This is a genomic window from Streptomyces sp. NPDC029139 (assembly GCF_055564335.1).
In genome coordinates this window covers 242,337-267,099 of the sequence record NZ_JBVHWN010000001.1, presented here as the reverse complement: position 1 = coordinate 267,099, position 24,763 = coordinate 242,337, and the positions used below count along the sequence as shown (strand labels likewise).

The 24,763-nt window shown below is 73.1% G+C and carries 21 protein-coding genes; 11 read left to right on the top strand and 10 right to left on the bottom strand.

Annotation, left to right across the window (positions count from 1 at the left end):
* Positions 1-56: 56 nt before the first annotated feature.
* The 3 genes from ACZ4VW_RS01135 to ACZ4VW_RS01125 form a co-directional block, all read right to left on the bottom strand.
* The gene (locus tag ACZ4VW_RS01135; RefSeq protein WP_467957088.1) at positions 57-350 is read right to left on the bottom strand and encodes a hypothetical protein; all 294 of its coding nucleotides are present in this window, start codon (positions 348-350) and stop codon (positions 57-59) included.
* A 10-nt stretch (positions 351-360) separates the two neighbouring features.
* A complete protein-coding gene (locus ACZ4VW_RS01130; RefSeq protein ID WP_467957086.1) occupies positions 361-1,083 on the bottom strand; it encodes a TetR/AcrR family transcriptional regulator in 723 nt (240 codons plus the stop codon).
* A 70-nt stretch (positions 1,084-1,153) separates the two neighbouring features.
* Entirely contained in the window at positions 1,154-2,089 is a 936-nt protein-coding gene (locus ACZ4VW_RS01125) for an AurF N-oxygenase family protein (protein ID WP_467957085.1), read from the bottom strand.
* A gap of 168 nt (positions 2,090-2,257) precedes the next feature.
* Between ACZ4VW_RS01125 and ACZ4VW_RS01120 the strand changes: the two genes are divergently transcribed.
* Complete coding sequence (locus tag ACZ4VW_RS01120; protein ID WP_467957083.1) at positions 2,258-3,364, top strand: ferritin-like domain-containing protein; 1,107 nt, start codon at positions 2,258-2,260, stop codon at positions 3,362-3,364.
* A gap of 125 nt (positions 3,365-3,489) precedes the next feature.
* Positions 3,490-4,284 (top strand): hypothetical protein, encoded by a 795-nt coding sequence (locus ACZ4VW_RS01115; RefSeq protein ID WP_467957081.1) that lies wholly within the window; start codon positions 3,490-3,492, stop codon positions 4,282-4,284.
* Here the strand turns inward: ACZ4VW_RS01115 and ACZ4VW_RS01110 are convergent.
* The 5 genes from ACZ4VW_RS01110 to ACZ4VW_RS01090 all read right to left on the bottom strand — a co-directional run bounded on the left by ACZ4VW_RS01110 (position 4,277) and on the right by ACZ4VW_RS01090 (position 11,459).
* Positions 4,277-5,764 carry a penicillin-binding transpeptidase domain-containing protein gene (locus ACZ4VW_RS01110; RefSeq protein ID WP_467957079.1) on the bottom strand — a complete coding sequence of 496 codons (1,488 nt, stop codon included), beginning with the start codon at positions 5,762-5,764 and terminating at the stop codon, positions 4,277-4,279. The two genes, ACZ4VW_RS01115 and ACZ4VW_RS01110, sit on opposite strands and share 8 nt — an antisense overlap.
* The gene (locus ACZ4VW_RS01105) at positions 5,761-7,140 is read right to left on the bottom strand and encodes an FtsW/RodA/SpoVE family cell cycle protein (protein WP_467957077.1); all 1,380 of its coding nucleotides are present in this window, start codon (positions 7,138-7,140) and stop codon (positions 5,761-5,763) included. Before ACZ4VW_RS01105 ends, ACZ4VW_RS01110 begins: the two co-directional genes overlap by 4 nt.
* 56 nt (positions 7,141-7,196) lie before the next feature.
* The gene (locus ACZ4VW_RS01100; protein WP_467957075.1) at positions 7,197-8,486 is read right to left on the bottom strand and encodes an ATP-binding protein; all 1,290 of its coding nucleotides are present in this window, start codon (positions 8,484-8,486) and stop codon (positions 7,197-7,199) included.
* On the bottom strand, positions 8,483-9,247 hold the full coding sequence (locus ACZ4VW_RS01095) for a hypothetical protein (RefSeq protein ID WP_467957073.1): 765 nt from the start codon (positions 9,245-9,247) through the stop codon (positions 8,483-8,485). Before ACZ4VW_RS01095 ends, ACZ4VW_RS01100 begins: the two co-directional genes overlap by 4 nt.
* 91 nt (positions 9,248-9,338) lie before the next feature.
* The gene (locus tag ACZ4VW_RS01090) at positions 9,339-11,459 is read right to left on the bottom strand and encodes a HEAT repeat domain-containing protein (protein ID WP_467958125.1); all 2,121 of its coding nucleotides are present in this window, start codon (positions 11,457-11,459) and stop codon (positions 9,339-9,341) included.
* 343 nt (positions 11,460-11,802) lie between these two features.
* Here ACZ4VW_RS01090 and ACZ4VW_RS01085 point away from each other — a divergent pair, with 343 nt between their 5' ends.
* Positions 11,803-12,774 (top strand): ATP-dependent DNA ligase, encoded by a 972-nt coding sequence (locus ACZ4VW_RS01085; RefSeq protein WP_467957071.1) that lies wholly within the window; start codon positions 11,803-11,805, stop codon positions 12,772-12,774.
* Between the two features lie 182 nt (positions 12,775-12,956).
* Here the strand turns inward: ACZ4VW_RS01085 and ligD are convergent, their stop codons facing one another.
* Positions 12,957-13,841: a non-homologous end-joining DNA ligase gene (gene ligD, locus ACZ4VW_RS01080; protein ID WP_467957069.1), complete on the bottom strand. Its 885-nt coding sequence runs from the start codon at positions 13,839-13,841 to the stop codon at positions 12,957-12,959.
* Positions 13,842-13,890: 49 nt separating this feature from the next.
* Here ligD and ku point away from each other — a divergent pair, with 49 nt between their 5' ends.
* Positions 13,891-14,958: a non-homologous end joining protein Ku gene (gene ku / locus ACZ4VW_RS01075; RefSeq protein WP_467957067.1), complete on the top strand. Its 1,068-nt coding sequence runs from the start codon at positions 13,891-13,893 to the stop codon at positions 14,956-14,958.
* Between the two features lie 187 nt (positions 14,959-15,145).
* Here the strand turns inward: ku and ACZ4VW_RS01070 are convergent, their stop codons facing one another.
* Complete coding sequence (locus ACZ4VW_RS01070; protein WP_467957065.1) at positions 15,146-15,958, bottom strand: ATP-grasp domain-containing protein; 813 nt, start codon at positions 15,956-15,958, stop codon at positions 15,146-15,148.
* A 160-nt stretch (positions 15,959-16,118) separates the two neighbouring features.
* Here ACZ4VW_RS01070 and ACZ4VW_RS01065 point away from each other — a divergent pair, with 160 nt between their 5' ends.
* The 7 genes from ACZ4VW_RS01065 (at position 16,119) to ACZ4VW_RS01035 (ending at position 24,757) form a co-directional block, all read left to right on the top strand.
* Positions 16,119-17,762, top strand: a complete 1,644-nt coding sequence (locus tag ACZ4VW_RS01065) for a M4 family metallopeptidase (protein WP_467957062.1) — start codon at positions 16,119-16,121, stop codon at positions 17,760-17,762.
* 195 nt (positions 17,763-17,957) lie between these two features.
* Complete coding sequence (locus ACZ4VW_RS01060; protein ID WP_467957060.1) at positions 17,958-19,322, top strand: salicylate synthase; 1,365 nt, start codon at positions 17,958-17,960, stop codon at positions 19,320-19,322.
* Complete coding sequence (locus ACZ4VW_RS01055) at positions 19,319-20,407, top strand: ketoacyl-ACP synthase III family protein (RefSeq protein ID WP_467957058.1); 1,089 nt, start codon at positions 19,319-19,321, stop codon at positions 20,405-20,407. Before ACZ4VW_RS01060 ends, ACZ4VW_RS01055 begins: the two co-directional genes overlap by 4 nt.
* The gene (locus tag ACZ4VW_RS01050) at positions 20,407-22,152 is read left to right on the top strand and encodes a (2,3-dihydroxybenzoyl)adenylate synthase (RefSeq protein ID WP_467957056.1); all 1,746 of its coding nucleotides are present in this window, start codon (positions 20,407-20,409) and stop codon (positions 22,150-22,152) included. Before ACZ4VW_RS01055 ends, ACZ4VW_RS01050 begins: the two co-directional genes overlap by 1 nt.
* 6 nt (positions 22,153-22,158) lie before the next feature.
* Positions 22,159-22,449, top strand: a complete 291-nt coding sequence (locus tag ACZ4VW_RS01045) for a phosphopantetheine-binding protein (RefSeq protein ID WP_467957054.1) — start codon at positions 22,159-22,161, stop codon at positions 22,447-22,449.
* Entirely contained in the window at positions 22,449-23,990 is a 1,542-nt protein-coding gene (locus ACZ4VW_RS01040; RefSeq protein WP_467957053.1) for an amidohydrolase family protein, read from the top strand. The genes ACZ4VW_RS01045 and ACZ4VW_RS01040 overlap by 1 nt, the downstream gene beginning before the upstream one ends.
* Positions 23,987-24,757, top strand: a complete 771-nt coding sequence (locus ACZ4VW_RS01035; protein WP_467957051.1) for a 2,3-dihydro-2,3-dihydroxybenzoate dehydrogenase — start codon at positions 23,987-23,989, stop codon at positions 24,755-24,757. The genes ACZ4VW_RS01040 and ACZ4VW_RS01035 overlap by 4 nt, the downstream gene beginning before the upstream one ends.
* Positions 24,758-24,763 lie beyond the last annotated feature (6 nt).

Sequence of the window (24,763 nt, the reverse complement as noted above, 5' to 3'; positions counted from 1 at the left end):
ATGTGCGGGCCCCCTCGTGCGATGAGCCGACAAAGGGGCGATTCGGGCTAACCGGCTCACTCGTTCGGCTTGGGGGACGGCTTGGGAGACGGCTTGGACCAGGGCCACTTCACCACGTGGCGTTCCCGTCCCCCGGGAACGAACTCGTAGACCCAGCCGCGCTGGATCCCGAGCCGCTTGGTGTGCCCGGCCGGTTCGCGCCGGTACGCGTAGACGGTCGGCGGCCCGCCGTCGGCGTCCGGCACCGGCACCTCGTACCACTTCGGCGGATGTCCGGTCGGTCCGAGGAGGACGGGCAGGACCCGGCCGTCCATCGGTCCGCCGCGAAAGGGGGTGTTCTCGCTCTTCACGGCCCCAGTGTCATACGAGGTGTGCCGCCTCGCTCACCACGGGGGTCACCCGCCGCGCCAGCGTGCCGACGGGGCCCTCCGCGGTCTCCTGCGCCAGGAGCCGCTTGACCACCGAGGCGGTCTCCTCGTCGGTGGCGGCCGTGGCCGCGAGCAGTGCGATCAGATGGTCGACGAGCCAGTCCCGCAGCTCGGCGGCGGCCGGCTGCTTGTCCTCGTCGAGCCAGATCAGCGAAGCGGCCTCCACCGCCGCGATCCAGGTGCGGACCATCATCCGCAGCCGGGGCCCGGGTTCGTCCGTCCCCAGGTGGACGAGGATCTGCTCGGCCGCGGCCCGGCGCACCTCGTCGACGATGGCGGTGGTCCGGGAGGTCTCGGCGACGCTCCCGCCCTGGAGCAGGGCGCTGAAGCCGGCGTCGTGCTGGTCGACGAAGGACAGGTACCGGTCGAGCACCCGGCCGAGGCGCTCGGTCGGAGGGCCGACGGGCGGCTCGGTGAAGCACCGCTCCAGCGCGTCGGCGGAGGAGCGCAGCGCCGCCTCGTACAGCTGCTGCTTCCCGCCGGGGAAGTAGCGGTAGACGAGCGGTCGCGAGACGCCTGCCGCCTCGGCGACGTCGTCGAGGGAGACCTCGTCCGGGGCCCGGTGGGCGAAGAGCGTCAGGGCGGCGGCGAGCAACTGCAGCCGCCGCTCCTCGACACTGAGCCGGCGGTACGCGGGCGAGGCGGCACTGGTCATGCCTCGCAGCGTAACTCCGCGAGGTGACGCGCAGGCCGGGAGCCCCGGGGCGGGACGGCCGGGGAGGCGGTCACGCCAGCAGGCCCGAGGACTTCCACAGGCGACGGCCCGGCCCCCGGAGCACGCCGATGTCGTCGAGGAAGTCGGTCAGGCGCTTCGCGCCGGTCTGCATGACCTCGCGGCGATGGCCGCTCGCGCGGACCTGGGCGACGGCCTGCCGGCGGTCCAGGCCCACGTTCTCGTACACCTTCGGGTTGACGAAGCAGGTGGAGAAGACGCGGGCGGCCTCGCCACAGCTGAGCCGGGTGAACTCCTGCTCCCACCGAGGCGCCGTCACCATCTGGCGCCGCAGCTCCTCGCGGGCGTACCGCACGTGCCGGGCCTCCTCGACCACGTGGATGCGGGTCACCCCGCGCACCAGGGTCTGGACGCGCTCGTCCGGGAAGGTCAGCCGCTGCATCCAGTCGAGGATCTCCTCGCCGAGGAGCGTCGCGGCGAAGGAGCCGGGGGTGGTGGAGACGGTCTTCAGGACGCGCGCCAGGTTGTGGTAGACCCGCGGCACGGGGTACGCGGGCGCCCCGCCCTTCTGGATCATCCGGGCGAACATCATCGAGTGCCGGCACTCGTCGGCGATCTCGGTGAGCGCGTACCGGACGTGGTTGCTGGTCACGGACTTGTCGTAGATGTGCCGGACGAGCAGCTGCATCAGGATGATCTCGAACCAGATGCCGAGCGAGGCGAGCGAGGCCGCCTCGTGCAGGGCGAGGTCCATCCGCTGCTCCTCGGACATCTTCCGCCACAGCGGGGTGTCGTAGAGGGACACCAGCTCCGGCGGCCAGAACCATTTGCCGTCCTCGAGCGGGGCCTCCCAGTCGAGTTCGCTCTCCGGGTCGAAGGAGTGCTTGAGGGAGGACTCGAGCAGCCGCGCGGCCACGTGCTCCCGGTCGCGGAGCGGGCCCAGGGCGTCCCGGAGGAGGGTGAAGTCGTGCTCGGTCCGAGTGGTCATGACGGGAAGACACCTCGCTGTGCGCACGGTCGGGTTACCGAAGGACACCCCTTATGAGACTGCCCGTCAGTAAGCCCGTCAATCCCTTGCGCGCTACTTGTTGACCCTCTGTCTACCAACGTGTGAGCCTGCCGGAAGGAGCACGTTCGGCGAGCGAAGGAGTCGTCAGTGTCGACGCACGACCTTTACGTGAAGGCCCCGGAACAATCCTCCTGGAACGTCCCCGCGTCCGGACAGGCCCGCTTCAGCTGGGAGTACGACGACGGACGCGAGCGTCTTCTCGCCCTCTACCAGAAGGGCAAGGACAAGCAGTGGGACGGTGCCACCCGTATCGACTGGGAGCTGGAGGTCGACCCGTACGACCCGCTTGGCACCCCGGACGACGTCCTGACCCTCTACGGCAGCCGGCACTGGGCGAAGATGACGGAGCGGGACAAGAGCGAGCTGCGCCGGCACTACGCCTCCTGGCAGTTCAGCCAGTTCCTCCACGGTGAGCAGGGCGCGATGGTCTGCGCCGCCCGGATCGTGGAGTCCGTCCCGGACCTGGACGCCAAGTTCTACTCCGCGACGCAGACGATGGACGAGGCGCGGCACGCGGAGATCTACGGCCGCTTTCTGCACGAGAAGATCGGGATGCTCTACCCGGTCAACGACAACCTCCAGGGCCTGCTCGGCGACACGCTCAGGGACGCGCGCTGGGACATGCCGTACCTCGGCATGCAGGTGCTGATCGAGGGCCTGGCGCTGGCGGCCTTCGGCATGATCCGCGACACCACGGACAAGCCGCTGCCGAAGCAGATCCTGACGTACGTGATGCAGGACGAGGCCCGGCACGTGGCCTTCGGGCGGATGGCCCTGCGCGACTACTACAAGCAGCTGACGGACGCCGAACTGCGCGAACGCGAGGAGTTCGTGATCGAGGGCTGCTACCTGATGCGGGACCGGCTGCGCGGGGTCGAGGTCCTGGAGAACTTCGGCATCCCCAGGAAGGAGGCCGAGGAGCTCAGTGAGCAGAGCGAGTTCCTGCACCTCTTCCGCAAGCTGCTGTTCAGCCGGATCGTCCCGTGCGTGAAGGACATCGGCCTGTGGGGCGAGCGGCTGCAGAAGGCGTATCTGGACATGGGCGTCTTCGACCTGGGCGACTCGAACCTCGACCTGCTGATGACCCAGGACGAGGAGATCGCGGACGCCCTGGACCGGGAGCGCTTCGCGGCGGAGGAGCGCGAACGGGTGACGGAGGTGGAGCAGGCCATCGCCCGGGGCGCGCGGGAGTAGCCGCGCGCGTCCCCGACCGGGTGGCCGGGTGGCCGGGTGGCCGGGTGGCCGGGTGCGGTCCGAGGGCGAAGCCGGACGGGACCCGGCTTCCGGGGTGTTCGCAGGTGTGACGTAGCGTGCCGGTCATGACCATGCCGCCTCCGCCGAACCAGCCGCCCCACCAGCCGTACGGCGGGCCCGTGCCGCCCCCGCAGCAGCCCGGGGCCTACGGGCCGCCGCCCGCGCAGGGCTTCCCCCAGCAGTACCCGGCGCCCGGGGCCTGGGGGCAGCCGCCCATGGGGCCGCCGCCGAAGAAGTCGCTGTCGGCCGGGGCGATCGTCGCCATCGTGCTCGGGTCTTTCGTCCTGCTCGGCGGTCTCGGTTACGCGGCCACGCTCGGGCTCACCGGCGGCGGCGGCTCCTTCCCGGCGGCGACGCACCGGCTCGTCGTCCCCAAGACACTGCTCGCCGGCGAGTACACGCTGGTCTCCGACCTCTCCGAGACCGAGGGCAAGGAGATCGAGGACACCCTCGATCTCACCGTGAAGGACGCCGAGGCGGCGGTCGGGCAGTACGGCGGCAAGGACGACTCCGCCCTCGTCGTCTCCGGCATGCACGGACGCATCAAGAACCCCGCGGACACCCGTCGCTCCATCCTCAGGGGCGCCGCCACGGAGAAGGGGTCCACGCTCGCCGTCCCGCCGAAGAGCTTCACCCCCGCCGGGTACGGCGTGACCGTCAGCTGCCAAGTCACCACGTCGAAGGACGCGCTGGGGACGACCACGCTCCCGATGTGCGCCTGGGGCGACGACAACACCGCCGCCGCCGTGGCCCTCGTCACCCCGGAGTCGGCCACCGCCGACCCCGAGGACATCGACCTGGCCGAGCTCGCCGAGACCACGGCCAAGATCCGCGCGGAGATCCGCAAGCCGATCAGCTGACCGGTCCGCGCCGCGCCGCCGACTCCGCCCGCAGCGCCTCCTCCATCACCGCCCGGGCGATCGGCGCCGCGCTGCCGCCCCCGCTGATGTCCGTACGGCTGGCCTCCGCGTCCTCGATGACGACCGCCACCGCCACCGCGGGCTGGGCCGCGTCCGCCGCCTGCGCCCAGCCGATGAACCAGGCGTACGGCGTCCCGGTGTTGCCGAGGCCGTGCTGGGCCGTGCCCGTCTTGCCGCCGACGCGCGCTCCCGGGACGGCCGCGTTCGCGCCCGTGCCCTCCTCGACCGCCTTGACCATCAGCCGCTGGAGCTGGGTCGCGGTCGAGGGGCGCATCGCCTGGCGGTAGCTGCGCCGGCCGGTGGTGTCCACCGTCGTGCCGCCCGAGGTCGTCGTCCGCTCGACCAGATACGGGTGGGCGATCTCCCCGTTGTTGGCGACGGCCGCCGCCACCATCGCCATCTGCAGCGGGGTCGCCGTCGTGTTGAACTGACCGATCGACGACAGCGCCAGCTGGTCGTCGCTCATGGCGGTGTCGAAGGTGGACCGGGCGACCCAGGAGGGCATCGTGAGCCCGGCGTCGTCGAAGCCGAACCTCCGTGCCGCGTCCACCATCCCGGTCAGGCCCACCTCCACCCCGAGCCCGGCCATCACGGTGTTGCACGACCACTGGATCGCGTACGCCAGCGAGGCGTTCCCGCACCCCTTCGCCGCGTTCGGGAGCACCTGCCGGGTACCCGGCAGCACGAACGGGTCCGGGGTGTCCGTCGCGGCGTCGACGTCCGTGACCACGCCCGCGTCCAGCGCCGCCGCCGCCGTCACGATCTTGAAGGTGGAGCCGGGCGGATAGGTCTGCCGGATCGCCCGGTTCAGCATCGGCTGGTTCGGCGAGGAGTTCAGCCGGGCCCACTCCCCCTCGACCCCCGGACCCGTGCCGGACAGCAGTCCCGGGTCGTACGACGGGGAGGAGACCAGGGCCAGGATCCGCCCGCTCGACGGCTCGAGGGCCGCGACCGCCCCGCGCTTCCCGCCGAGACCCTGGTACGCGACCTCCTGCATCCGGGCGCGGACCGTCGTCACCACGTCCCCGCCCGGCTGCCGCCCTCGGCTGATGTCGTTCCAGAACGGCAGGGGCGCCAGCATCGGATCCGTCCCGGCGAGGACGTCGTCCTCGGCGCGCTCCACGAACGCGGTGCCGTACGTCTGTGAGGCGTAGCCGGTCACCGGCGCGTACAACGGCCCCTGCCTGTACGTCCGTTCGTAGCGCAGCTGCTGGCCGCTGTCCCGCGAGCCGGTCACCGGCCGGCCGTCGACGAGGACATCGCCGCGCGGCTGACCCCAACGGTCGATCGCCGGACGGCGGTTGGCCGGGTGCCCGGCCGCCTCGTCCCCGTCCAGGACCATCACCCGCGCGGCGTTCACCAGGAGCGCCACCAGGAGGACGAGACACAGCGCGGCGGCGCGCCGGATGTACGGGATCACCGGGCGTCCTCCGTGACCGGGGCGAGGACCTCGGTGTCGACGAGGTCCGGGCAGGGGGCGCGGGCCGAGTCGCTCACCCGGATCAGCAGCGCCACCATGATCCAGTTGGTGACCACGGAGGAGCCGCCCTGTGCCAGGAAGGGCATCGCCATGCCCGTGAGCGGGATCAGGCCCGTCACCCCGCCGGCGATCACGAAGACCTGGAGCGCCAGGATGGAGGCGAGGCCGGTCGCGAGGAGCCGTCCGAAGGGGTCGCGCAGGGCGAGACCCGCCCGGAAGCCGCGGGCGACCAGCAGCGCGTACAGCAGGAACAGTGCGGTCAGGCCGACCAGGCCGAGCTCCTCGCCCGCCGTCGCCAGGATGAAGTCCGACTTGGCGGCGAAGCCGATCAGGATCGAGTGCCCCAGTCCGAGGCCCGTGCCGAGCATCCCGCCGGAGGCGAAGGAGAAGAGGGACTGGGCGAGCTGGCCCGGTCCGTCGCCCGCCTCGATGGAGCGATAGGGGTTCAGCCAGTCCTCGACCCGGCCGTGCACATGCGGTTCGAGGGAGCCGACCGCGAACGCCCCGACGGCGGCCAGGAGCATCCCGACCGCGATCCAGCCGGTCCGTCCCGTCGCCACGTACAGCATGATCACGAAAAGGCCGAAGAAGAGCAGCGAGGTGCCGAGGTCCCGCTCCAGGATCAGGACGCCCACGCTCAGCACCCAGATCGCGACGATCGGCCCGAGCACCCGGCCGGTGGGGAACTGCAGCCTCCAGATCTGGCGGCCGGTGTGCGCCAGGGCGTTGCGGTTGGCCGCGAGGTACGCGGCGAAGAACACGGCCAGCAGGATCTTGGCGAACTCGCCCGGCTGGAAGGAGAGTCCGCCGAGCCGGATCCAGATCTTGGCCCCGTTCACGGCCGGGAAGAAGATCGGCACGAGCATCAGCGCCAGTGCGGTGGCCACCGACAGATACGCGTACCGCTGCAGCACCCGGTGGTCGCGCAGCAGCACGACGACGGCGATGAAGAGCGCCACCCCGAGCGTCGACCAGACCAGCTGGGTGAAGGCGGCCTGGTCGTGGGGCGTCTCCACGTCCAGCCGGTAGATCAGCACCAGGCCGAGGCCGTTGAGGAGCACGGCGATCGGCAGCAGCAGCGGGTCGGCGTACGGCGCGCGGAAGCGGACCGCGAGATGGGCGAGCAGCGCGAGCGCGCCGAGACCGGCGCCGTAGCGGGCGGCGTCCGGCGGCACGGCGCCGCTCGTGGCCAGACCGACGTCGGCGTACCCGAGGACGGAGATGAGGACGGCGCAGACGAGGAGGGAGAGTTCCACGCCGCGGCGCTTCGGGGTGCCTGGCCCGGGCGGGGGAGCGTCCGCCGTCGTTGCGGTCATGGTGCGCAACGTAGCAAGCGATAAGCCTTATATCCCTTATGTGTGACGGTGCGCCGTCAGTGCCGCGGCTCCGTCCCCGCCTCGTCGAACGCCACATACTCCGGCAGGGTCAGCCGGGCCAGCGCCCCGCCGCCCTCCGGCGCGTGGGCGAAGGCCAGGTCCGCGCCGATCACTTCGGCCTGCCCGGCCGCGATCGTGAGCCCGAGGCCGTGACCCTTGCCGCCGTTCTCCGTACGGAACCGCTGCGGACCGGACGTCAGCAGGTACTCCGGGTATCCGGGGCCGTGGTCCCGCACCGTGACGACGGGGCCGTCCACGGTCAGGACGACCGGCGGGGCGCCGTGCCGGTGCGCGTTGGCGACGAGATTGCCGAGGACCCGCTCCAGACGCCGCCTGTCCGTCTCCACCGTGGCGTCCCTGACGATCCGCACCTCCGTCTCCGTCCCCGACGCGCCCACCACCCGCCGGGCGAGCGGGCCCAGGTCGTACACGGCCAGATCCACCGTCTCGTTGCGGGCGTCCAGCCGCGAGATCTCCAGCAGGTCCTCGGTCAGGGCGCGCATCGCCCTGACCCGGTCCCGTACGAGCTCCGAGGGGCGGCCCTCCGGCAGAAGTTCGGCGGCGGCCGACAGGCCGGTCAGCGGGGTGCGCAGCTCGTGCGCGACATCGGCGGTGAAGCGCTGCTCGGCCTGCAGCTTGCGCTGGAGGGTGGAGGCCATGGTGTCGAGCGCCCCGGAGACCGTGGCCACCTCGTCCTGGGGGCGCGAGGGGTCCTTCGTCCGGGGATCGTCGACGCGGGCGTCGAGGTCGCCCGCGCTGATCCGACGGGCGACCTGGGCGGTCAGGTGCAGCCGCCGGGTGACGCGGGTGACGGCGAAGGCCCCCACGAGCAGGGTCGCCCCGATCGCCAGGACCGAGGAGCCGAGGATCGAGCGGTCGAGCCCGGCGATGGTCTCCGCGCTCGTCGCGTGGTCCACCCGTACGGCCAGGGCGCGGCCGTCCGCCGGGCCCGCCGCCCACATCGTCGGGCGGCCCTCGTGGTTCTCGACCATCGTGCCGCGCTCGCCCCGCAGGGCGAGCGCGCGCAGCGACTCCGGCAGGCCCGCGGGATCGATTCCGGAGAACCGGGGGAGCGGGTCGCCCGCCTCATAGGCACGGGCGGCGGCGGTGAGCCGGGCCAGCGCCTTCTCGCGCGAGTCGTTCACGGTCTGCCCGGCGACCGAGACGTGCACGAGCACGCCGAGCAGCGCCGCGAGGGCGCAGCACATGACCGTGATGAAGACCGCGGCCTTCCAGGTCAGGGTCGCGGTCCAGGAGGGCGGCCGCAGCCGCGCCCGCCGCGTCACCGGGAGTCTCCCGTGGCGGTACGGGAGGGGGCGGAGGCACGGGAGGGCGCGGGGGAGACCGACGGCTCGGGGACCCGGGAGGCGGACGGGCCCGGCGGCTTGACGCGGACGATCTCGTCCCGGGCCGGCAGCATCGCGCCCTGCCGCTCGTCCCAGGACCAGGCGGTGCGGTACTCGTACCCCGGGATGCCGGCGGAGGCGGCCCGCACGATCAGGTCACGGCCGGCCAGCTCCACACTGATCACCTGCTCGACCGTGGACATGATCCGGGTCAGACCGCCCTTCTCGGCGCGGTAGACCCGCACGCCGACCTGCTGCTCGGGCATCCGGATGCCGACGATCAGCTCGTCACGGCCGTCGCCCGTCAGGTCGCGGTGGTACGCCCGCAGCACCGGACACGTCCGGGGCTCGGTGGAGCACCGGCCGATCAGCCGGGCCGTCTCCTCGTCCATGCCGTCCCCGCCGGAGTACGTGTCCGGGTGCGCGTCCACCTCGGCCCGCACCACGGCCACGGCGTCGACGCGGTGCACGTCGTCGCCGGTGACCGAGATGCCCGGGACCCGCTCGGTGTCCGTCTCCCCGTAGTCGAGCGGTGGCTCGGTGGCGGGCGGCAGCCCGGGCCAGAGGCGGACGGGTCCGACGGCGGTCGGGGTGGGACCCGCGCTCTCCAGCCCGCCCTCGTCATCGCAGCCGGAGAGCGCGAGGGCCGCCGCCGCGGCCAGGGCCACGGCGGCGACGAGCATCCGGCCGCGCGGTCTCACGCTGCTCCTCGGGGGCGTACGGGCGGGTCTTCCTCCCGACCTTATTCACAGGGGAGTCCTTTCCGCCCACCCGCCGGGTCCCGCCGGGCGCTCACAGCTCCATGCGGTCCAGCGCGGCGCGGCAGAAGGTGAGCAGCTTCTCGTCCTCGTGGACGTCGTGGCTGCTGAAGCCGCTCTCCCGCACGTTGTGACGGCGGCCGCGGGCCAGTTCCGCCCGGATCAGCCACTCCGCCGCCGCGGCCGCCGGGCCCATCTCCGCCAGGCACTCGGCGATGTCCACGCGCGCGTGGCGGTTCTCCTCCCAGGCCGCCAGGAGCACCGGGAGCGCCGTCGCCGCGTCACCTGACACCCGCCACAGGGCCGTCGCGCTGCCCACCCGCAGCCACAGGTCGCGCGCGGTGAGGCCGGGAAGCAGGGCCGGCGCGCCGCCGGCCGCCGCCGGGCCGATCAGCCCCAGGGCGCGGGCGGCCGCACACCGGTCGGCGTCGGGCACACCGGGCCGCAACCAGTCCTCCAGAGCCGGGAGCACGGCCCCCCGGTCGCCCTCCACCGACCAGAGCGCGAGCGCCGCCTGCGCCGCGACCCCGGCCGCGTCGCTGTCGAGCAGGGCCCGTACGTCCGGCAGCGCCTCGCGGGCGGCGGGCCCGAAGGCGGCGACGGCCCGCAGCGCCGCCTCCCGCACCAGGTCCCTCCGGTTCGGCGGCGCCCCGCGCAGCACCCGCAGGACCTCGGGGAGTGCCTGGACGCCGCGGACCGAGGCCAGCGCGAAGAGCAGCGGCGCCGCGTGGTCGTACAGCCGGTCGTCCAGTTCCACCCGCGCCAGGCGACGGCGCAGGGAGGGGGCGAGCGGGACGGCCGCGGGGCCCAGGATGGGCACCGCGTACAACAGGTCCCGCCGCACCTCCGGCTCTCTCAGAGCGCGGGCGAGCAGCGGCACCGCACGCGGGTCGCCGGACCGGGCCAGGGCCAGCAGCGCCCGGCCGCGCCCGTCGGGCGCGCCGTGATCGGGTCGGCCCCGACCGGGTCCGCCGTGATCGGGTCCGCCCTGACCGGGTCCGCCGTGATCCGGAACGGCGAGCCGCTCCGCGAGGGCGTCGGTCGCCGGGCCGGTCAGCTCGAACAGCCCCTCCAGGAAGGAGGCGGCGGCCTCGCGCAGCCGGGGATCGGAGTCGGCGAGCTGCGCCCCGATCAGCCGCACCACCTCCTCGTACCGCCCGCGCCACACCCGTATCAGCCCACCGCACAGCCAGATCGCGTCCGCCCGCTGCGACCGGTCGGGACTGCGCAGCTGGGCGAGGACCAGTGCGATCCGGTCCTCCACGCGGTCGTCGAGCGCGGTGTGGAGCGTGCGCATCAGCTCGTCGGTCCACGGGGTCGGGCGGCCGGCGGAGTACTCCTCGAACAGCTCGCGGACCTGTCCGACGAGGGTGGGAGCGCACGGCAGGGTGCCCTCGGGGGAGCCCGGCTCGACGGGCGCGGTACGCACCTCGTCGAGCAGTTCCGTCACGCGCTCCACGACGTCGGCCGGCACCTCCGCGGGCGCGCAGCGGGCCAGCTGGGCGAGGGCCGCGAGCCGCAGCCCGGGCGCCTGGGCCGCGCGGGCGAGCCAGCCGAGCCACTCGACCGTCTCGGTCCGAAGCGACTCGTGCCGCCGCGCGATCCGCCCCACCGCCTCCACCAGGGCGAGCCGCACCTCCGTGTCGCACTCGATCGTCAGCCGCTCCCGCAGCAGGGTGAGGACCCGCGCCGGGTCGGGGTGCAGCGAGGCGAGCGCGCACGGGGCGGCGAGCCGAACCTCGGGGTCGGGGTCGCCGACGAGGCCGAGGAAGACGTCGGCGCCGGCGGCGACGGCGGCGGCGGCCATCGCGTAGTTCGCGGCGGGGATGAACTCCTCGTCGTCCGGGTCCAGTTGGTCCAGCTCGTCGTCGCCGCTCAGATCGATCCCGCCGATGCTGGTCAGCAACTCGACGATGCCGCCCCGGTCCTCGACCCCGGGATCGGCGACCAGTTCGAGCAGGAAGGGGATGCAGGCGAGCGTGGAGTCGTACACATCGCCCTGGTGGTGCACCGTGCCGTACATCCCGTCGAGGGCGACCTCGCGCTCCGCCGGATCGGACGACGCGAGTCCCCGCAGCAGCCCCGGCACATCGTCCGCGGGGCCGTAGGCATGGCCCAGCGAGGCCCAGTCGACCTCCTCGATCCCCGTCAGCATGCCGGCCGCCGCCTTCCCCGTGAGCGCTGTACCAGGCAGCAAGTGTGCACCACGGCCCCGGCGAGCAGGACCCGCTGACGGCAGGCGTCGCGCGAAGGGTGCCGGGGGCGCACGCTTTGCGCCACACCCTTCGGGCGTACGGGAGTTGCCCGCCGGGACACTTCGGGCGGCGGCCGCGCTCCCCGGCCGTCCGCCGCCGTCGGGCGGCCCCGGCCGCCGTCCGGACACACCGTGGGGCTCCGTACGCCGGTTCGAGCCGCCGAACCGCCGGTTCCGTGTGCCTCATGGCTGAATCGCCCGCGATCGGGGCGTAGCGGAACGCGTCCCGGGCGACATCTGATCCGTGGATCTTCCCCGTATCGCGCCGATGCTCGCCACGCCCGGCGTGCTGCCGCCTGCCGGACGGCACGCCGAGTGGGCCTTCGAGACGAAACAAGATGGCCAAAGAGCGATGCTCTATCTCGCGGGGGACGGCACGCTGGTCGTGCGCTCGCGGTCGGGTGAGGACGTCTCCGCCGCCTATCCGGAGCTCCGACCGCTCGGCCGGGCGCTGCCCGCGGGCCGCGCGGCGGTGCTGGACGCGGAGATCGTGATGCTCGACGAGCAGGGGCGCAGCGACTTCGCCCGGCTGCAGCCGCGCATGGGCCTGGCGGGCTCGCCCGCACGGGCGAGGCTGCTGGCCGCCCGCGATCCGGTGCACGCCGTCCTGTTCGACGTGGTCTTCCTGGACGGGCGACTGCTCACCGGCCGGCCGTGGACGCAGCGGCGGGAAGAACTCGAAGGGCTGTCGCTGGCCGGTCCGGCGTGGTCCACCCCCGCGGCCCTGGTGGGCCACGGCGAGACCGCGCTCCGGGCGACCCGCGAGCACGGTCTGGAGGGCCTCGTCTGCAAGCGGATCAGCTCCCGGTACGAACCCGGGGCGCGGTCGCGTCACTGGATCAAGATCCGGCACATGCGGACCGCGGACGTCGTCATCGGCGGCTGGCTGCCGGGGGCCGGGCGGCTCACCGGACTGCCCGGCTCCGTCCTGGTGGGCCAGCGCCACGCGGGCGGGCTGCGCTACGTCGGCAGCGTGGGCACCGGCTGGAGCGAGGCCGAGCGGACCGCCCTGGCCCGGCTGCTGCACGCCGCCGAGATCCCGGAGTGCCCCTTCGCCGAGGTGCCGCCGGTGCCCGGTGCGCACTGGGTCGTGCCGCGCCTGGTGGGCGAGGTGCGATACGCCGTCCGCACCACGGCCGGGCTGCTGCGCCAGCCGTCGTGGCTGCGCCTGCGACCGGACCTCACGCCCGAGGAGTCCGCCGCCGACTTCGAATGACGGGGTGGGCGGTGGGGTGAGGGTGCGACGGGCGCGGATCGGGAGCCGGGGGCGCGGGTGCGACGGGCGCGGGGTGGACGGTGGGGTGAGGGTGCGACGGGTGCGGGGTGGACGGGGCGGGGTGAGGGTGCGGGGGCGGGGCGAGGGGGGCGCCGGGGAGGAGGGGAAGGGGGCGTGCGGGGTCAGGGCAGGTCTCCGGCCCGGTCGGGGTCGAAGAGCGGCGCGAGCAGGTCCCCGTACCGCTCCAGACGGGGCGCGATGTCGTCCATGCGCAGGACGAGCTGTTCCGGCGCCTCGCACGCCTCCACCTCCTCCCAGGTCACCGGCGCGGAGACGGTCGGGAGAGGCCGGGCCCGCAGGGTGTAGGGCGTGGCGGTGGTCTTGGCGGCCGCGTTCTGGCTGAAGTCGACGAAGACCTTCCCCGGTCGCAGGGCCCGCGTCATCCGGTGCACGACCAGGGCGGGATGGTCCGCCTCGGCCTGGACGGCGAGCCTCTTCGCGTACGCCGACACCTCCTCCGACGGCGTCGGCCGCAGGGGTACGAGCAGATGCAGGCCCTTGGCGCCCGAGGTCTTCGCGTACGCCTCCAGACCGTCCTCCGCGAGCCGCTCGCGCAGCCACAGCGCCACCCGGCAGCACTCCACGACCGTCGCCGGCGGCCCGGGGTCGAGGTCGAGGACGAGCCGGTCGGCGACCGCGGGGGAGTCGGAGCGCCACTGCGGGGTGTGGAACTCCACCACGAGGTTCGCCGCCCACATCAGCGAGGGCAGGTCCTGGACCATCACCTGCCGGGCGCGCGGGTCGTCGGAGCGCGGTACCGGGGTGGTCTTCACCCAGCCGGGTGTGCCGGGCGGCGGATTCTTGGTGAAGAAGAGCTGCCCGTCGGGACCGTCCGGATAGCGCAGGAAGGACACCGGCCGGTCGCGCAGATGGGGGAGGAACGCGGCTCCGACGGTCGCGTAGTAGTGCAGCAGCTCGCCCTTGGTGGTCCCGGTGGCCGGGTGGAGGATCTTGTCCAGGTTGCTGAGCGCCAGGCGCCGCCCCTCCACCTCTGTGATCGGCGTCATACGATGAGAATCGCATGAATCCGGAAATCTCGGGCGAAAGGGATGAAACGTGCGATCCATTTGGAACGGCGCCATTTCCTTCGGGCTGGTCAGCATCCCGATCAAGCTGGTCAACGCCACCGAGAGCCGGTCCGTGTCCTTCCGCCAGATCCACGCCGAGGACGGCGGCCGCATCCGCTACCGCAAGGTGTGCGAGCTCGACGGCGAGGAGGTCTCCCAGGCGGAGATCGGCAAGGCGTACGAGGACGCCGACGGGACCATGATCCCGATCACCGACGACGACCTGGCGTCCCTGCCGCTGCCGACGGCGAAGACGATCGAGATCGTGGCCTTCGTGCCGTCCACGGAGATCGACCCGCTCCAGATGGACGCCGCCTACTACCTCTCCGCGAGCGGCGTGCCGGCCGCCAAGCCGTACACCCTGCTGCGGGAGGCGCTCAAGCGCAGCGACAAGGTCGCCGTCGCGAAGTACGCGCTGCGAGGGCGGGAGCGGCTCGGCATGCTCCGGGTCGTGGACGACGTGATCGCCATGCACGGACTCCTCTGGCCGGACGAGATCCGCGCCCCCGAGGGGGTGGCCCCGGAGACCCCCGTCGCGATCCGGGAGGCCGAACTTGACCTGGCGGACGCCTTGATGGCCACGCTCGGCGAGGTGGACATCAGCACGCTGCACGACGACTACCGGGAGGCGGTCGAGGAGATGATCGCCGCGAAGGCGGAGGGCGGCGAGGCCGTGGCGCCCCCGAAGCCCGAGGGGGAGGGCGGCGGCAGGGTCATCGACCTGATGGCGGCGCTGGAGAGCAGTGTCCGCGCCGCGAAGGAGGCGCGCGGAGAGGGCGGAATGGCCGGGGTGACCGAGCTGACGGCGCGCTCGTCCGGCTCGCGGGCGACGCCCAAGGAGACCGGCGCGCGGAAGTCGACGGCGAAGACGGCCGCCAAGAAGACGGCCGCGCCCGCGCGGAAGTCGACGGCGAAGACGGCGGCCAAGAAGACGGCCGCGAAGAAGTCCACGGCCACCACCAAGAGCACGGCGACGGGGAAGTCCGCCGCCAAGAAGACGGCGGCGGAGAAGAAGCAGACGGCGAAGAAGGCGACGCCCCGCAAGCGCTCGGCGTGAGGAGCGGGGCCCGGGGCGGCTCCTCGGGCGTCCGGGGCCCCGGGGCCTCGGACATCCGGGCCTGGGGTGGTCCGAGCTCTCGGGCGCCCGGCCTCCCGCGCGTCCGGCCTCCCGGGCGGCGGGACATCCGGGCGTCCGGCGTCTCGGGCCTCCGGACATCCGCGCTCTCGGGTGTCCGGCCCGGTGGCTACCTCAACAGCTCCCGCAGTGATCCCTTCACGGCGCCGACGAACGCCTCCCGTTCCGCCTCTCCCACCAGGTCGAGGGAGAGATACGGGTTGAGGTCCTCCAGCTCCACCAGCAGCAGCTCCCCGCCGGGGGCCCGGCAGGCGTCGACCCGCTGGATGCCGTGCTCCAGGTCGTTCCAGTCGACGAAGCGCTGGGCGAACTCCAGGTCCGCAGGCGTGGGTTCGTACGGTTCGAGCACCCAGCGGGCCTCCGGGTCCGGTGCGTACAGCGCGTACCGGAAGTCCCGCCCGACGAAGTAGAAGGACACCTCGTAGGCGAACGGGATCCGCGGCTGGACGAGCATCCCCGCCGGGTCGACCTCCCCGAGCCGCGCCCCCTCCACGAACCTCAGGCCCACCGAGTCGGCGCCGAGCAGCGGCTTCACCACGTACTCCGCGGCCTCCGGCAGCAGTGCGAACTCCTCGCGCCGCCCGGCCGTGGGAATGACCGGAAATCCGTCCCGCGACAGCCGCAGGAGATAGTCCTTCCCTGCCATGTCGCCCTTGCCGGAGAGGGAGTTGAACATCCGTACCCCGGCCTCGCGCGCGGCGCGGGTGAAGGCGTCGTACGCCTCCTGGTAGTGGATGACGGGGCCGCTGTTGCGCACGACGACGGCGTCGAAGCGGTCCATCAGCGCGGCCGCGTCGAGCGGATGGCACAGCGCGACGCCGAACTCCTCACGCAGCCGGCCGGAGAGCCAGATGTCCTCGTCGCAGTAGCGCCGTCCCCGCGCCTGGTAGCCGAGATCGGTGACGTAAAGAAGCGTTCCCATGAGGGCATCTAAGCAGGCCGAATCGGTCGCATAACGGACAGGGCTGGTCGCCCTCCGGACAACGGATGGTCAAATCCTTGTTGCAGACCTGTCAAAAAGGCTCTTTCGCTGGCACGCTCGCTGCCGCGCCACCCCCCACAGCTTCAGCGAAGGAGCCCGCGTGACCCGCCAGTCCTCGCACCACCGCGCCGCCGCACGGACGACCGCCCGTCCCGCCGCACGGACGACCGCCCGTGCCGCCGCCCTGCTCGCCTCGGCCGCCATGGTCGTCGTCGGCGTCCAGGGCGGCCCGGCCGGCGCCGCCACCGACCGGGAGGCCGGCGCCACCGCGCTCGTCCTCTCCGCCGGCGAGCGCGCCGCCGCGATCAAGGGCGCCCAGGCCGAGGCCGCCACCACCGCCAGGGCGATCGGCCTGTCCGGCCAGGAGGGCCTCGTCGTCCGGGACGTCGTCAAGGACGCCGACGGCACGGTCCACACCCGCTACGAGCGCACCTACGAGGGTCTCCCCGTCCTCGGCGGCGACCTCGTCGTGCACCAGAAGAAGAACGGTGCCCGCTCCACCACCAAGGCGACCGCCGCGCGTATATCCGTGCCCGGCACGGCCGCCGCCGTCTCCGCCGCGACCGCCGAGAAGTCGGCCGTCGCCGCCTCCGAGGCGAAGTCCCCGGCGGCGACCTCCGCCCGCAAGGTGATCTGGGCCGCCACCGGAAAGCCCACCCTCGCCTGGGAGACCGTCGTCACCGGCGTCCAGGCCGACGGCACCCCGAGCGAGCGCCACGTCGTCACCGACGCGGCCACCGGCAAGGAGCTGTACGCCTACGAGGCCATCGAGACCGGCACGGGCCACAGCCAGTACGCCGGTGACGTCACCCTCGGCACCGCCCCCTCGTACACCCTCACCGACGCCGCCCGCGGCGGCCACAAGACGTACGACCTGAACGGCGGCACCAGCGGTACCGGCACCCTCTTCACCGACGCCGACGACGTCTGGGGCGACGGCACGCCGCTCAACCGCCAGACCGCCGCCGTGGACGCCCACTACGGCGCCGCCGTCACGTGGGACTTCTACAAGAACGAACTCGGCCGCAACGGCATCCGGGGCGACGGCGTCGCCGCGTACTCCCGCGTCCACTACGGCAACGCGTACGTCAACGCCTTCTGGTCCGACCAGTGCTTCTGCATGACCTACGGGGACGGCGCGGGCAACGCCAAGCCGCTCACCTCCATCGACGTGGCCGGCCACGAGATGACCCACGGCCTCACCTCCGCCACCGCCGGCCTGCGCTACAGCCGCGAGTCCGGCGGCCTCAACGAGGCGACCTCCGACATCCTCGGCACCTCGGTCGAGTTCTTCGCGAACAACTCCTCCGACGCCGGCGACTACCTCATCGGCGAGAAGATCGACATCCGGGGCAACGGCACCCCGCTGCGGTACATGGACAAGCCCAGCCGCGACGGCAACTCCCGTGACTACTGGGACCGCAACCTCGGCCGCCTGGACGTCCACTACTCCTCGGGCCCGGCGAACCACTTCTTCTACCTGCTCTCCGAGGGCAGCGGCGCCAAGACGATCAACGGGGTCGGCTACAACTCCCCGACCGTCGACGGGTCCACCGTCACCGGCATCGGCCGGGTCGCGGCGTACAAGATCTGGTACAAGGCCCTGTCCACCTACATGACCTCGTCCACGGACTACGCGGGCGCCCGTACGGCCACGCTCCAGGCGGCCGCCGACCTCTACGGCGCGAGCAGCCCGGAGCGCACGGCGGTCGCCGCGGCCTGGGCCGCGGTCAACGTGAAGTAGCGACCGGGGGCAGCTCAGGGGGCCGCGCGGCAGAGGGCATGCCGCGCGGCCCTTCGCTGTGCGTACGGTTCGCCCGCGCCGCGCCGTGCGTCGGTTCGCACTCCGATCAGAAGGGCTAATCAAGGAACCCTGGGGCCCGTGCTGTTACCTCCGTATCGTTTTTGAAGGTAACAGCTACGGAGGAGGAACCTTCAGATGAGCCCCATCGCCTCGCGCCACTACTTCGAGACCCAGCTCCAGCTCACCGAGGACCCGCTGCTCGTCGCGGCCCGCCTCGCCGACTCGGGTCTCCACGAGTCGTACGTCGTCTACGAGAACGGCGGCAACTGGGCCTACGCCGGCGGCGTCCGCGCCGAGCTGACGCTGGACCGCACCGGCGCCCGGCTGACCCAGGAGGACGTCCCCGACGCCTTCCGCCCCTGGAGCGACCAGCCCCTGCGCCTGGTGTCCGAGCTGCTCGACACCGTCACCGTGCCGTACTGGCGGGCCTACGGCTGGGCCACGTTCGAGCTGTCCTACGCCAAGGACGGCGCCCTGGACGACATCGGCGACGGCCGGCTGATGCACCTCGTCGTGCCGCGCGCCGAAGTCCGCTTCGAGGCCGGTCACGCCCTGTTGCGCGCCGCCGACCAGGCCACCCTCGACGCGCTCCTCACCACCGTCGCCAACCCCGGCCCTGCCCTCGACGGACAGCCCCGGCCGCTGGACGTGCACGCCACCGGCGGCGCCCAGTACCGCGAGGCGGTGCGGCTCGCCGTCGACGAGATCAACTCCGGACAGCTGCACAAGGTCATCCTGTCCCGCGTCGTCGAGGTCGACGAGGACGTCGACCTGACCGGCACCTACGTGGCCGGCCGCCGCGGCAACAACCCGGCCCGCTCCTTCATGCTCAACCTGGGCGGCACCGAGGCCATCGGCTTCAGCCCGGAGATCGTCGTCCAGGTCTCCGAGGACGGCCATGTCGTCAGCCAGCCCCTCGCCGGAACCCGCGCCCTCACCGGCGACCTGCTCACCGACGAGGGCCTGCGCGCCGACCTGTTCGGCTCCCCCAAGGAGGTCTACGAGCACGCCATCTCGGTCAAGGTCGGCGCCGACGAACTGGTCGACGTCTGCGTCGAGGGCTCGGTCGAGGTCCCGGAGTTCATGGCCATCCGCGAGCGCGGCAGCGTCCAGCACCTCGCCTCCCGGGTCGCCGGCAAGCTCGCCCCCGGCCGGGAGGCCTGGGACGCCTTCGGCGCGGTCTTCCCCGCCGTCACCGCCTCCGGAGTGCCGAAGGCGGCCGCGTACGACTCCATACGCCGGCACGAGCCGGAGACCCGCGGCCTCTACAGCGGCGCGGTCCTGACCGTCGACCACACCGGCGCGATGGACGCGGCCCTGGTGCTCCGCAGCGCCTACCGCAAGGACGGCCGCACCTGGCTGCGGGCGGGCGCCGGCATCGTCGGCCACTCCACGCCCGAGCGCGAGTTCGAGGAGACCTGCGAGAAGCTCGACAGCGTCGCCCGGTTCCTCGTGCCCGCCGGTGCCGGAGCGGGCGCGGGAGCGGACGGTACGCGATGAAGGTCGCCGCCGAGCTCTACCTCGCCGGGGTCGGCAGCTGGCTTCCCGACGAGGTGACGACCGCCGACGCGGTGGCCAACGGCTGGTACGACGAGGCCCACCGCGCGGCGTCCGGGATGCTCGCCGTCCGGGTGGCCGGGGAACTCCCGGCCCCCGAGATGGCCGTACGGGCCGCCCGGACCGCCCTGCGCCGGGCCGGCCGCACCGGACTCACCCCCGAGGACTACAGCGCGCTGCTGCACTGCGCCACCTATCACCAGGGGCCCGACGGCTGGTCCGCCCCGCACTACGTCCTGCACCGCACCCTGGACCGGCCGATCGGCGCGGCCCAGGTCGGCCCCGGCTGCCTCGGGATGCTGACCGCCCTGGAGATGGCCGCGCACCGGCTGACCGCCGACGACGGCAAGGACGCCGTCCTGCTGACCGCGGCCGACAACTTCTCCGCACCCCTGGTCGACCGCTGGAACTCCTCCCGGCTGTTCCTGCTGGCCGACGGCGGCGCGGCCGCCGTCCTCTCCCGGCGGGACGGCTTCGCCCGGCTGCTGTCGGTCGGCGCGGTCTCCGCCCCGTCGATGGAGGAACTGCACCGTGGCGGCGAGGAGCTCTTCCCGCCCGGCATCACCGTCGGCCGCTCGCTCAACTTCGAGGAGCGCAGCGACCACTGGCGCCGGCGCTGGGCCGAGGGCGCCGCGCCGCCGAAGGTCCACCTCGGCGACGTGGTCGCCGAAGCCGTCGACCGCGCCCTGGAGGAGGCGGACACCGACCTGGAGAAGGTCGCGCGGATCTGCCACACCGGGTACGCCGACGGCGCCCTGCACACCATCTACCTCGATCCGCTGGACGTCGAAGCCGTCCACGGCACCTGGGACTTCACCCGCCACATCGGGCACGTCGGCGCCGCCGACCCGTTCATCGGGCTCGAACGCCTGTGGACGCGGGGCGAGGTCGCCCCCGGGGACCGCGTGCTGCTGCTCGCGGCGGGCCCCGGCATGGAGGTCGCCTGCGCGGTCGTGGAGATCACCGCGCCCTATCTGCCGGCCGCCGGCACCGACAACGCCACCGCACCTCAGGAGGAGGACCAGTGATGCTCGAAGGATGCACCCCCTGGCCGGCCGAAACGGCCGAGCGCTACCGCCGGGAGGGGCTGTGGAACGGCACCGACCTCGGGTCGCTGCCCCGCGCCTGGGCCGAGACGTACGGCAGCGCCACCGCGCTCGTCGCCGGCGAGACCCGCATCAGCTACACCGAGCTCGCCGACCGGGTGGACCGCAGGGCCGCCGGATTCGTCCGGCAGGGGGTGGAGCCGGGGGACCGGATCGTGCTCCAGCTGCCGAACGTGCCCGAGTTCGTGGAAGTGGCGTTCGCGCTCTTCCGGGCCGGCGCGAAGCCGGTGTTCTCGCTCACCTCCCACCGGTCGAACGAGATCCGGCACCTGTGCGAGCTGTCGGGAGCCACCGGTTACGTCGTCCCCGGCGTCTTCCGCGGCTTCGACCACACCGCGCTGGCCCTGGAGATGGCGGCCGAACTGCCGGCGCTGCGCAGGATCTTCGCCCAGGGCGAGAGCGTGAGCGGCTCGCCGGCCGTGGTCCCGCTGGATTCCGTGGACGCCGATCCGGCCGAGCTGCCCGCCAACGACCCGTCCGACGTCGCCTTCTTCCTGCTCTCCGGGGGGACGACCGCGCTGCCCAAGCTGATCCCGCGCACCCACGACGACTACGCCTACCAGACCCGTACGATCGCCGCCCTCGCCGGACTGACCCCCGACGACGTCTATCTGGCCGCGCTGCCGGTGGAGTTCAACTTCACCTGGGGCTGCCCCGGAGTGGTCGGCACGCTCGCCTCCGGCGGCACCGTCGTCCTCGCGCCGGACCCCACCGCCGACGACTGCTTCACGCTGATCGAGCGGGAACGCGTCACCCTCACCTCGGTGGTCCCCACCGTGGCCAGGCTGTGGCTGGACGAGCGCGAGTGGTCCGACGCGGACCTGTCCAGTCTCAAGGTCCTGCAGATCGGCGGCGCCCGGCTCGAACCGGAGCTCGCCGCGCGCGTGACCCCCGAACTCGGCTGCCGGCTCCAGCAGGTGTTCGGCATGGCGGAGGGGCTCCTGACGATGTCCCGCGCCGACGACGACCCGCACTCCGTCCTGCACACCCAGGGGCGGCCGGTGTCGCCGGCCGACGAGGTGAAGATCGTCGACGAGCGGGGCGAAGAGGTGCCGGCCGGCGTCACCGGAGAGCTGCTGACCCGGGGCCCGTACACCCTGCGCGGCTACTACCGAGCCCCCGAGCACAACGCCCGCGCCTTCACCGGCGACGGTTTCTACCGCACCGGCGACCTCGCGAGCCTCACCGAGGACGGCCGCCTGATCGTCCAGGGCCGGCTCAAGGACGTCGTCATCCGCGGCGGCGACAAGATCGCGGCGGGCGAGGTGGAGGCCCACCTGGTCAGCTGCCCGGGGATCGCCGCGGCGGCCGTCGTGCCGGTGCCGGACGAGTTCCTCGGCGAGCGGATCTACGCCTTCCTGGTCGGCCGCCCCGACGGCGACGAGGCCGACGGCGGAGGGGACCTGCCCACACTCGCCGACCTCAAGGCCGCCCTGCACGCGCGCGGGCTCGCCGACTACAAGCTGCCGGACCGCGCCGAGTTCGTACCGGACCTGCCGCTGACACCCCTCGGAAAGATCGACAAGAAGGTGCTCGCGGCGGCCGCCGCTGACCCCTCCCTGCCGCGCCACTGGACCCCGGCCCCGCGGCCCGAGGCCACGCCCCAGGCCGTGCCCGCGCCCGAGGCCCTGCCCGTCCCGTCCCTCTCGACCTCACAGAAAAGGTGAACCGCCATGGCCGGCATACGTGCCGCACGTACCGCACCGCGCACCTCACCGCTCTCCGCCGACGAACTCCGCCAGGAGGTGGCCGCCGTCCTCGGTGCACAGCCCGACACCGTCCCCGGTGACGCCCACCTGGTCCACCTCGGGCTCGGCTCCCTGGAGATGATGCGCCTGGTCACCCGCTGGCGCAGGCAGGGCCTGCCCGCCGAGTTCGCCGAACTCGCCGCCGCCCCCACCCTCGACGACTGGTACCGCCACCTCACGGCCGCCTGGAACGCCCGGACGACGGAGGTGGCGTGATGAGCGCCCTGCTGGTCAAGGGCGGCTGCCTCTACCCGGCGGACGCCGGAGACCGCGTCGTCCCCGACGGCGCCGTCCTCGCCGAGGACGGCGTGGTGATCGCCGTCGGCACGGTCGCCGAGGTCGAGGCGTACGTCCGGCCCGAACAGCGCGCCGAACTGCGGACCATCGACGCCCGGGGCCGGATGATCCTGCCCGGCTTCGTCAACCCGCACTGGCACGAGATGTTCGCGATGCGCTTCCCCTTCAAGGGCGCGCTCCGGGACGCCTCCGACCGCGACGACAAGCCGGTGTTCATGGCGCTGGGCGGCGACGTCCCGCAGATCTCCGTCATCTTCGACTCCTTCCACGGCCAGGTGGACCGGCTCACGCCGGACGAGGCGCTCGCCATCGCCCGGTACTCGATGTGGACGCAGCTGCGCTCCGGAGTGACGACCCTGGGCGACGTCGGCTCCCTCAACAAGCCGGAGGCGCTCGCCCGGGCCGCCCGCGACCTCGGGATGCGCGTCACGGTGAGCACCTGGGCCTCGGACGCGGTCTGCGCCCCCGGGGACACCCGCTTCCGCCGCACCCGCGACGCCGACGGCGAGCTCCAGCGCATCGAGAAGCTCCTGATCGACTGCGAGGCGGACCCCGAAGGGCTCGTCCGGGCCTGGCCGACCGCCGTGTACGGCACCAACATGACCGACGAACTCGGTGCCGGCTTCGCCGAACTGGTCGCCCGCTTCGACGTGCCGTTCGCCGCCCACGTCGGCGCGCTGCGCAACGAGGCCGAGGTGATGCTCGCGTACCACGGGTCCACCCCGGTGCGCCGGTTCGCCGACCTCGGTCTGCTCTCCGACCGGTTCATGGCGGTGCACTGCGCCTTCGCCGACGCGGGCGAGCGGGCCCTGCTGATCGGCGCGGGCGCGCACATCAGCCACTCGCCGGCCAAGTACGGGCCCGCAGGGGAGGCGTCCCTCACCGAGACCCGGCTCTTCCCGGAGTTCCGCCGGGCGGGACTCGACGTCTCGCTGTCCACCGACGGCGCCGCCATGCCGATCGGCGGCATGGCCGAGTCGATGCGGGTGGCCTGGCAGATCTACAACGAGATGTACGCCGACCCCACCGAGGTGCTGCCCACCGACGCCCTGGCCATGGCGACCCGGCTGCCCGCCCGCGGGCTCGACCAGGGCGACCGGATCGGGAGCCTCGAGCCGGGCAAGCAGGCCGACCTGCTCCTGGTGAAGGCCGACGACTGGCGCTACCTGCTCAACCCGCGCCCGCTGGAGGGCTTCCTCGCCCTCGGCGGCTCGATGGACATCGACACCGTGGTCGTCGCCGGCCGGGTCCTGATCGAGGACGGCCGGTCGACCGGCCTGGACGAGGAGGTCCTGGAGGCCGACTACCTGGAGGCCCTGAGCTCCTTCACCGTCCGCTGCCTCGGAGTGGACGCCGACGCGGTCGCCGCCCGCCTGCGGCAGCGCACCGAGACGCTCGCGGTCCGCAGGCTGGCCAAGGCCGGCCTGACCCTCCCCACCGACCGGAAGGAACGGCGATGAACACCAAGACGGCCCTGGTCACCGGGGCGGCGGGCGGGATCGGCGCGGCGGTCGCCCGGGCCCTGGCCGCGGAGGGCGCGCGCGTCGCGCTGCTCGACGCCGACCCGCTCGCCCTGGAGCCCCTGACCAAGGAGCTGCGGACGGCCGGCGCGTCGGTCCTGCCGCTGGGCGTGGACGTGCGCTCCAGCGGCGAGGTGGACGCCGCCGTCGACCGTACGGAGCGTGAACTGGGCCCGCTCGACCATCTGGTGAACGCCGCCGGCGTGCTCCGCACCGGCGAGGTCGCGGGCTACAGCGACGAGGACTGGGACACCACCTTCGCCGTCAACGCCACCGGTGTCTTCCACGTCAGCCGGGCGGTCGCCAACCGGATGGTGCCGCGCCGGTCCGGGGCGATCGTCACGGTCGCCTCGAACGCGGCGGCCATCCCGCGCTGGAACATGGGGGCCTACGCGGCCTCCAAGGCCGCCGCCACCAGCTTCACCAAGACGCTGGGGCTCGAACTGGCCCGGTACGGCATCCGCTGCAACGTGGTCGCGCCCGGTTCCACCGAGACACCGATGCTCACCTCGATGTACGCCGACGGCGACGCGGCCCGTCCCTCCGTCGAGGGCTCGCCCGGCACGTACCGCCTGGGCATTCCGCTCGGCAAGCTCGCCCAGCCCGAGGACATCGCGCACGCGGTGCTCTTCCTTCTCTCCGACCGGGCCGCGCACATCACCCTGCACGGCCTGACGGTGGACGGCGGCGCCGCCCTCGGCGTCTGAGCCGGC

What these genes read in the sequence shown, in the direction of transcription:
- ACZ4VW_RS01130 (WP_467957086.1), bottom strand. Translation starts at nt 1,083, where the DNA reads ATGACCAGTGCCGCCTCGCCCGCGTACCGCCGGCTCAGTGTCGAGGAG.
- ACZ4VW_RS01125 (WP_467957085.1), bottom strand. Translation starts at nt 2,089, where the DNA reads ATGACCACTCGGACCGAGCACGACTTCACCCTCCTCCGGGACGCCCTG.
- ACZ4VW_RS01115 (WP_467957081.1), top strand. Translation starts at nt 3,490, where the DNA reads ATGACCATGCCGCCTCCGCCGAACCAGCCGCCCCACCAGCCGTACGGC.
- ACZ4VW_RS01105 (WP_467957077.1), bottom strand. Translation starts at nt 7,140, where the DNA reads ATGACCGCAACGACGGCGGACGCTCCCCCGCCCGGGCCAGGCACCCCG.
- ACZ4VW_RS01090 (WP_467958125.1), bottom strand. Translation starts at nt 11,459, where the DNA reads ATGCTGACGGGGATCGAGGAGGTCGACTGGGCCTCGCTGGGCCATGCC.
- ligD (WP_467957069.1), bottom strand. Translation starts at nt 13,841, where the DNA reads ATGACGCCGATCACAGAGGTGGAGGGGCGGCGCCTGGCGCTCAGCAAC.
- ACZ4VW_RS01070 (WP_467957065.1), bottom strand. Translation starts at nt 15,958, where the DNA reads ATGGGAACGCTTCTTTACGTCACCGATCTCGGCTACCAGGCGCGGGGA.
- ACZ4VW_RS01060 (WP_467957060.1), top strand. Translation starts at nt 17,958, where the DNA reads ATGAGCCCCATCGCCTCGCGCCACTACTTCGAGACCCAGCTCCAGCTC.
- ACZ4VW_RS01055 (WP_467957058.1), top strand. Translation starts at nt 19,319, where the DNA reads ATGAAGGTCGCCGCCGAGCTCTACCTCGCCGGGGTCGGCAGCTGGCTT.
- ACZ4VW_RS01050 (WP_467957056.1), top strand. Translation starts at nt 20,407, where the DNA reads ATGCTCGAAGGATGCACCCCCTGGCCGGCCGAAACGGCCGAGCGCTAC.
- ACZ4VW_RS01045 (WP_467957054.1), top strand. Translation starts at nt 22,159, where the DNA reads ATGGCCGGCATACGTGCCGCACGTACCGCACCGCGCACCTCACCGCTC.
- ACZ4VW_RS01040 (WP_467957053.1), top strand. Translation starts at nt 22,449, where the DNA reads ATGAGCGCCCTGCTGGTCAAGGGCGGCTGCCTCTACCCGGCGGACGCC.
- ACZ4VW_RS01035 (WP_467957051.1), top strand. Translation starts at nt 23,987, where the DNA reads ATGAACACCAAGACGGCCCTGGTCACCGGGGCGGCGGGCGGGATCGGC.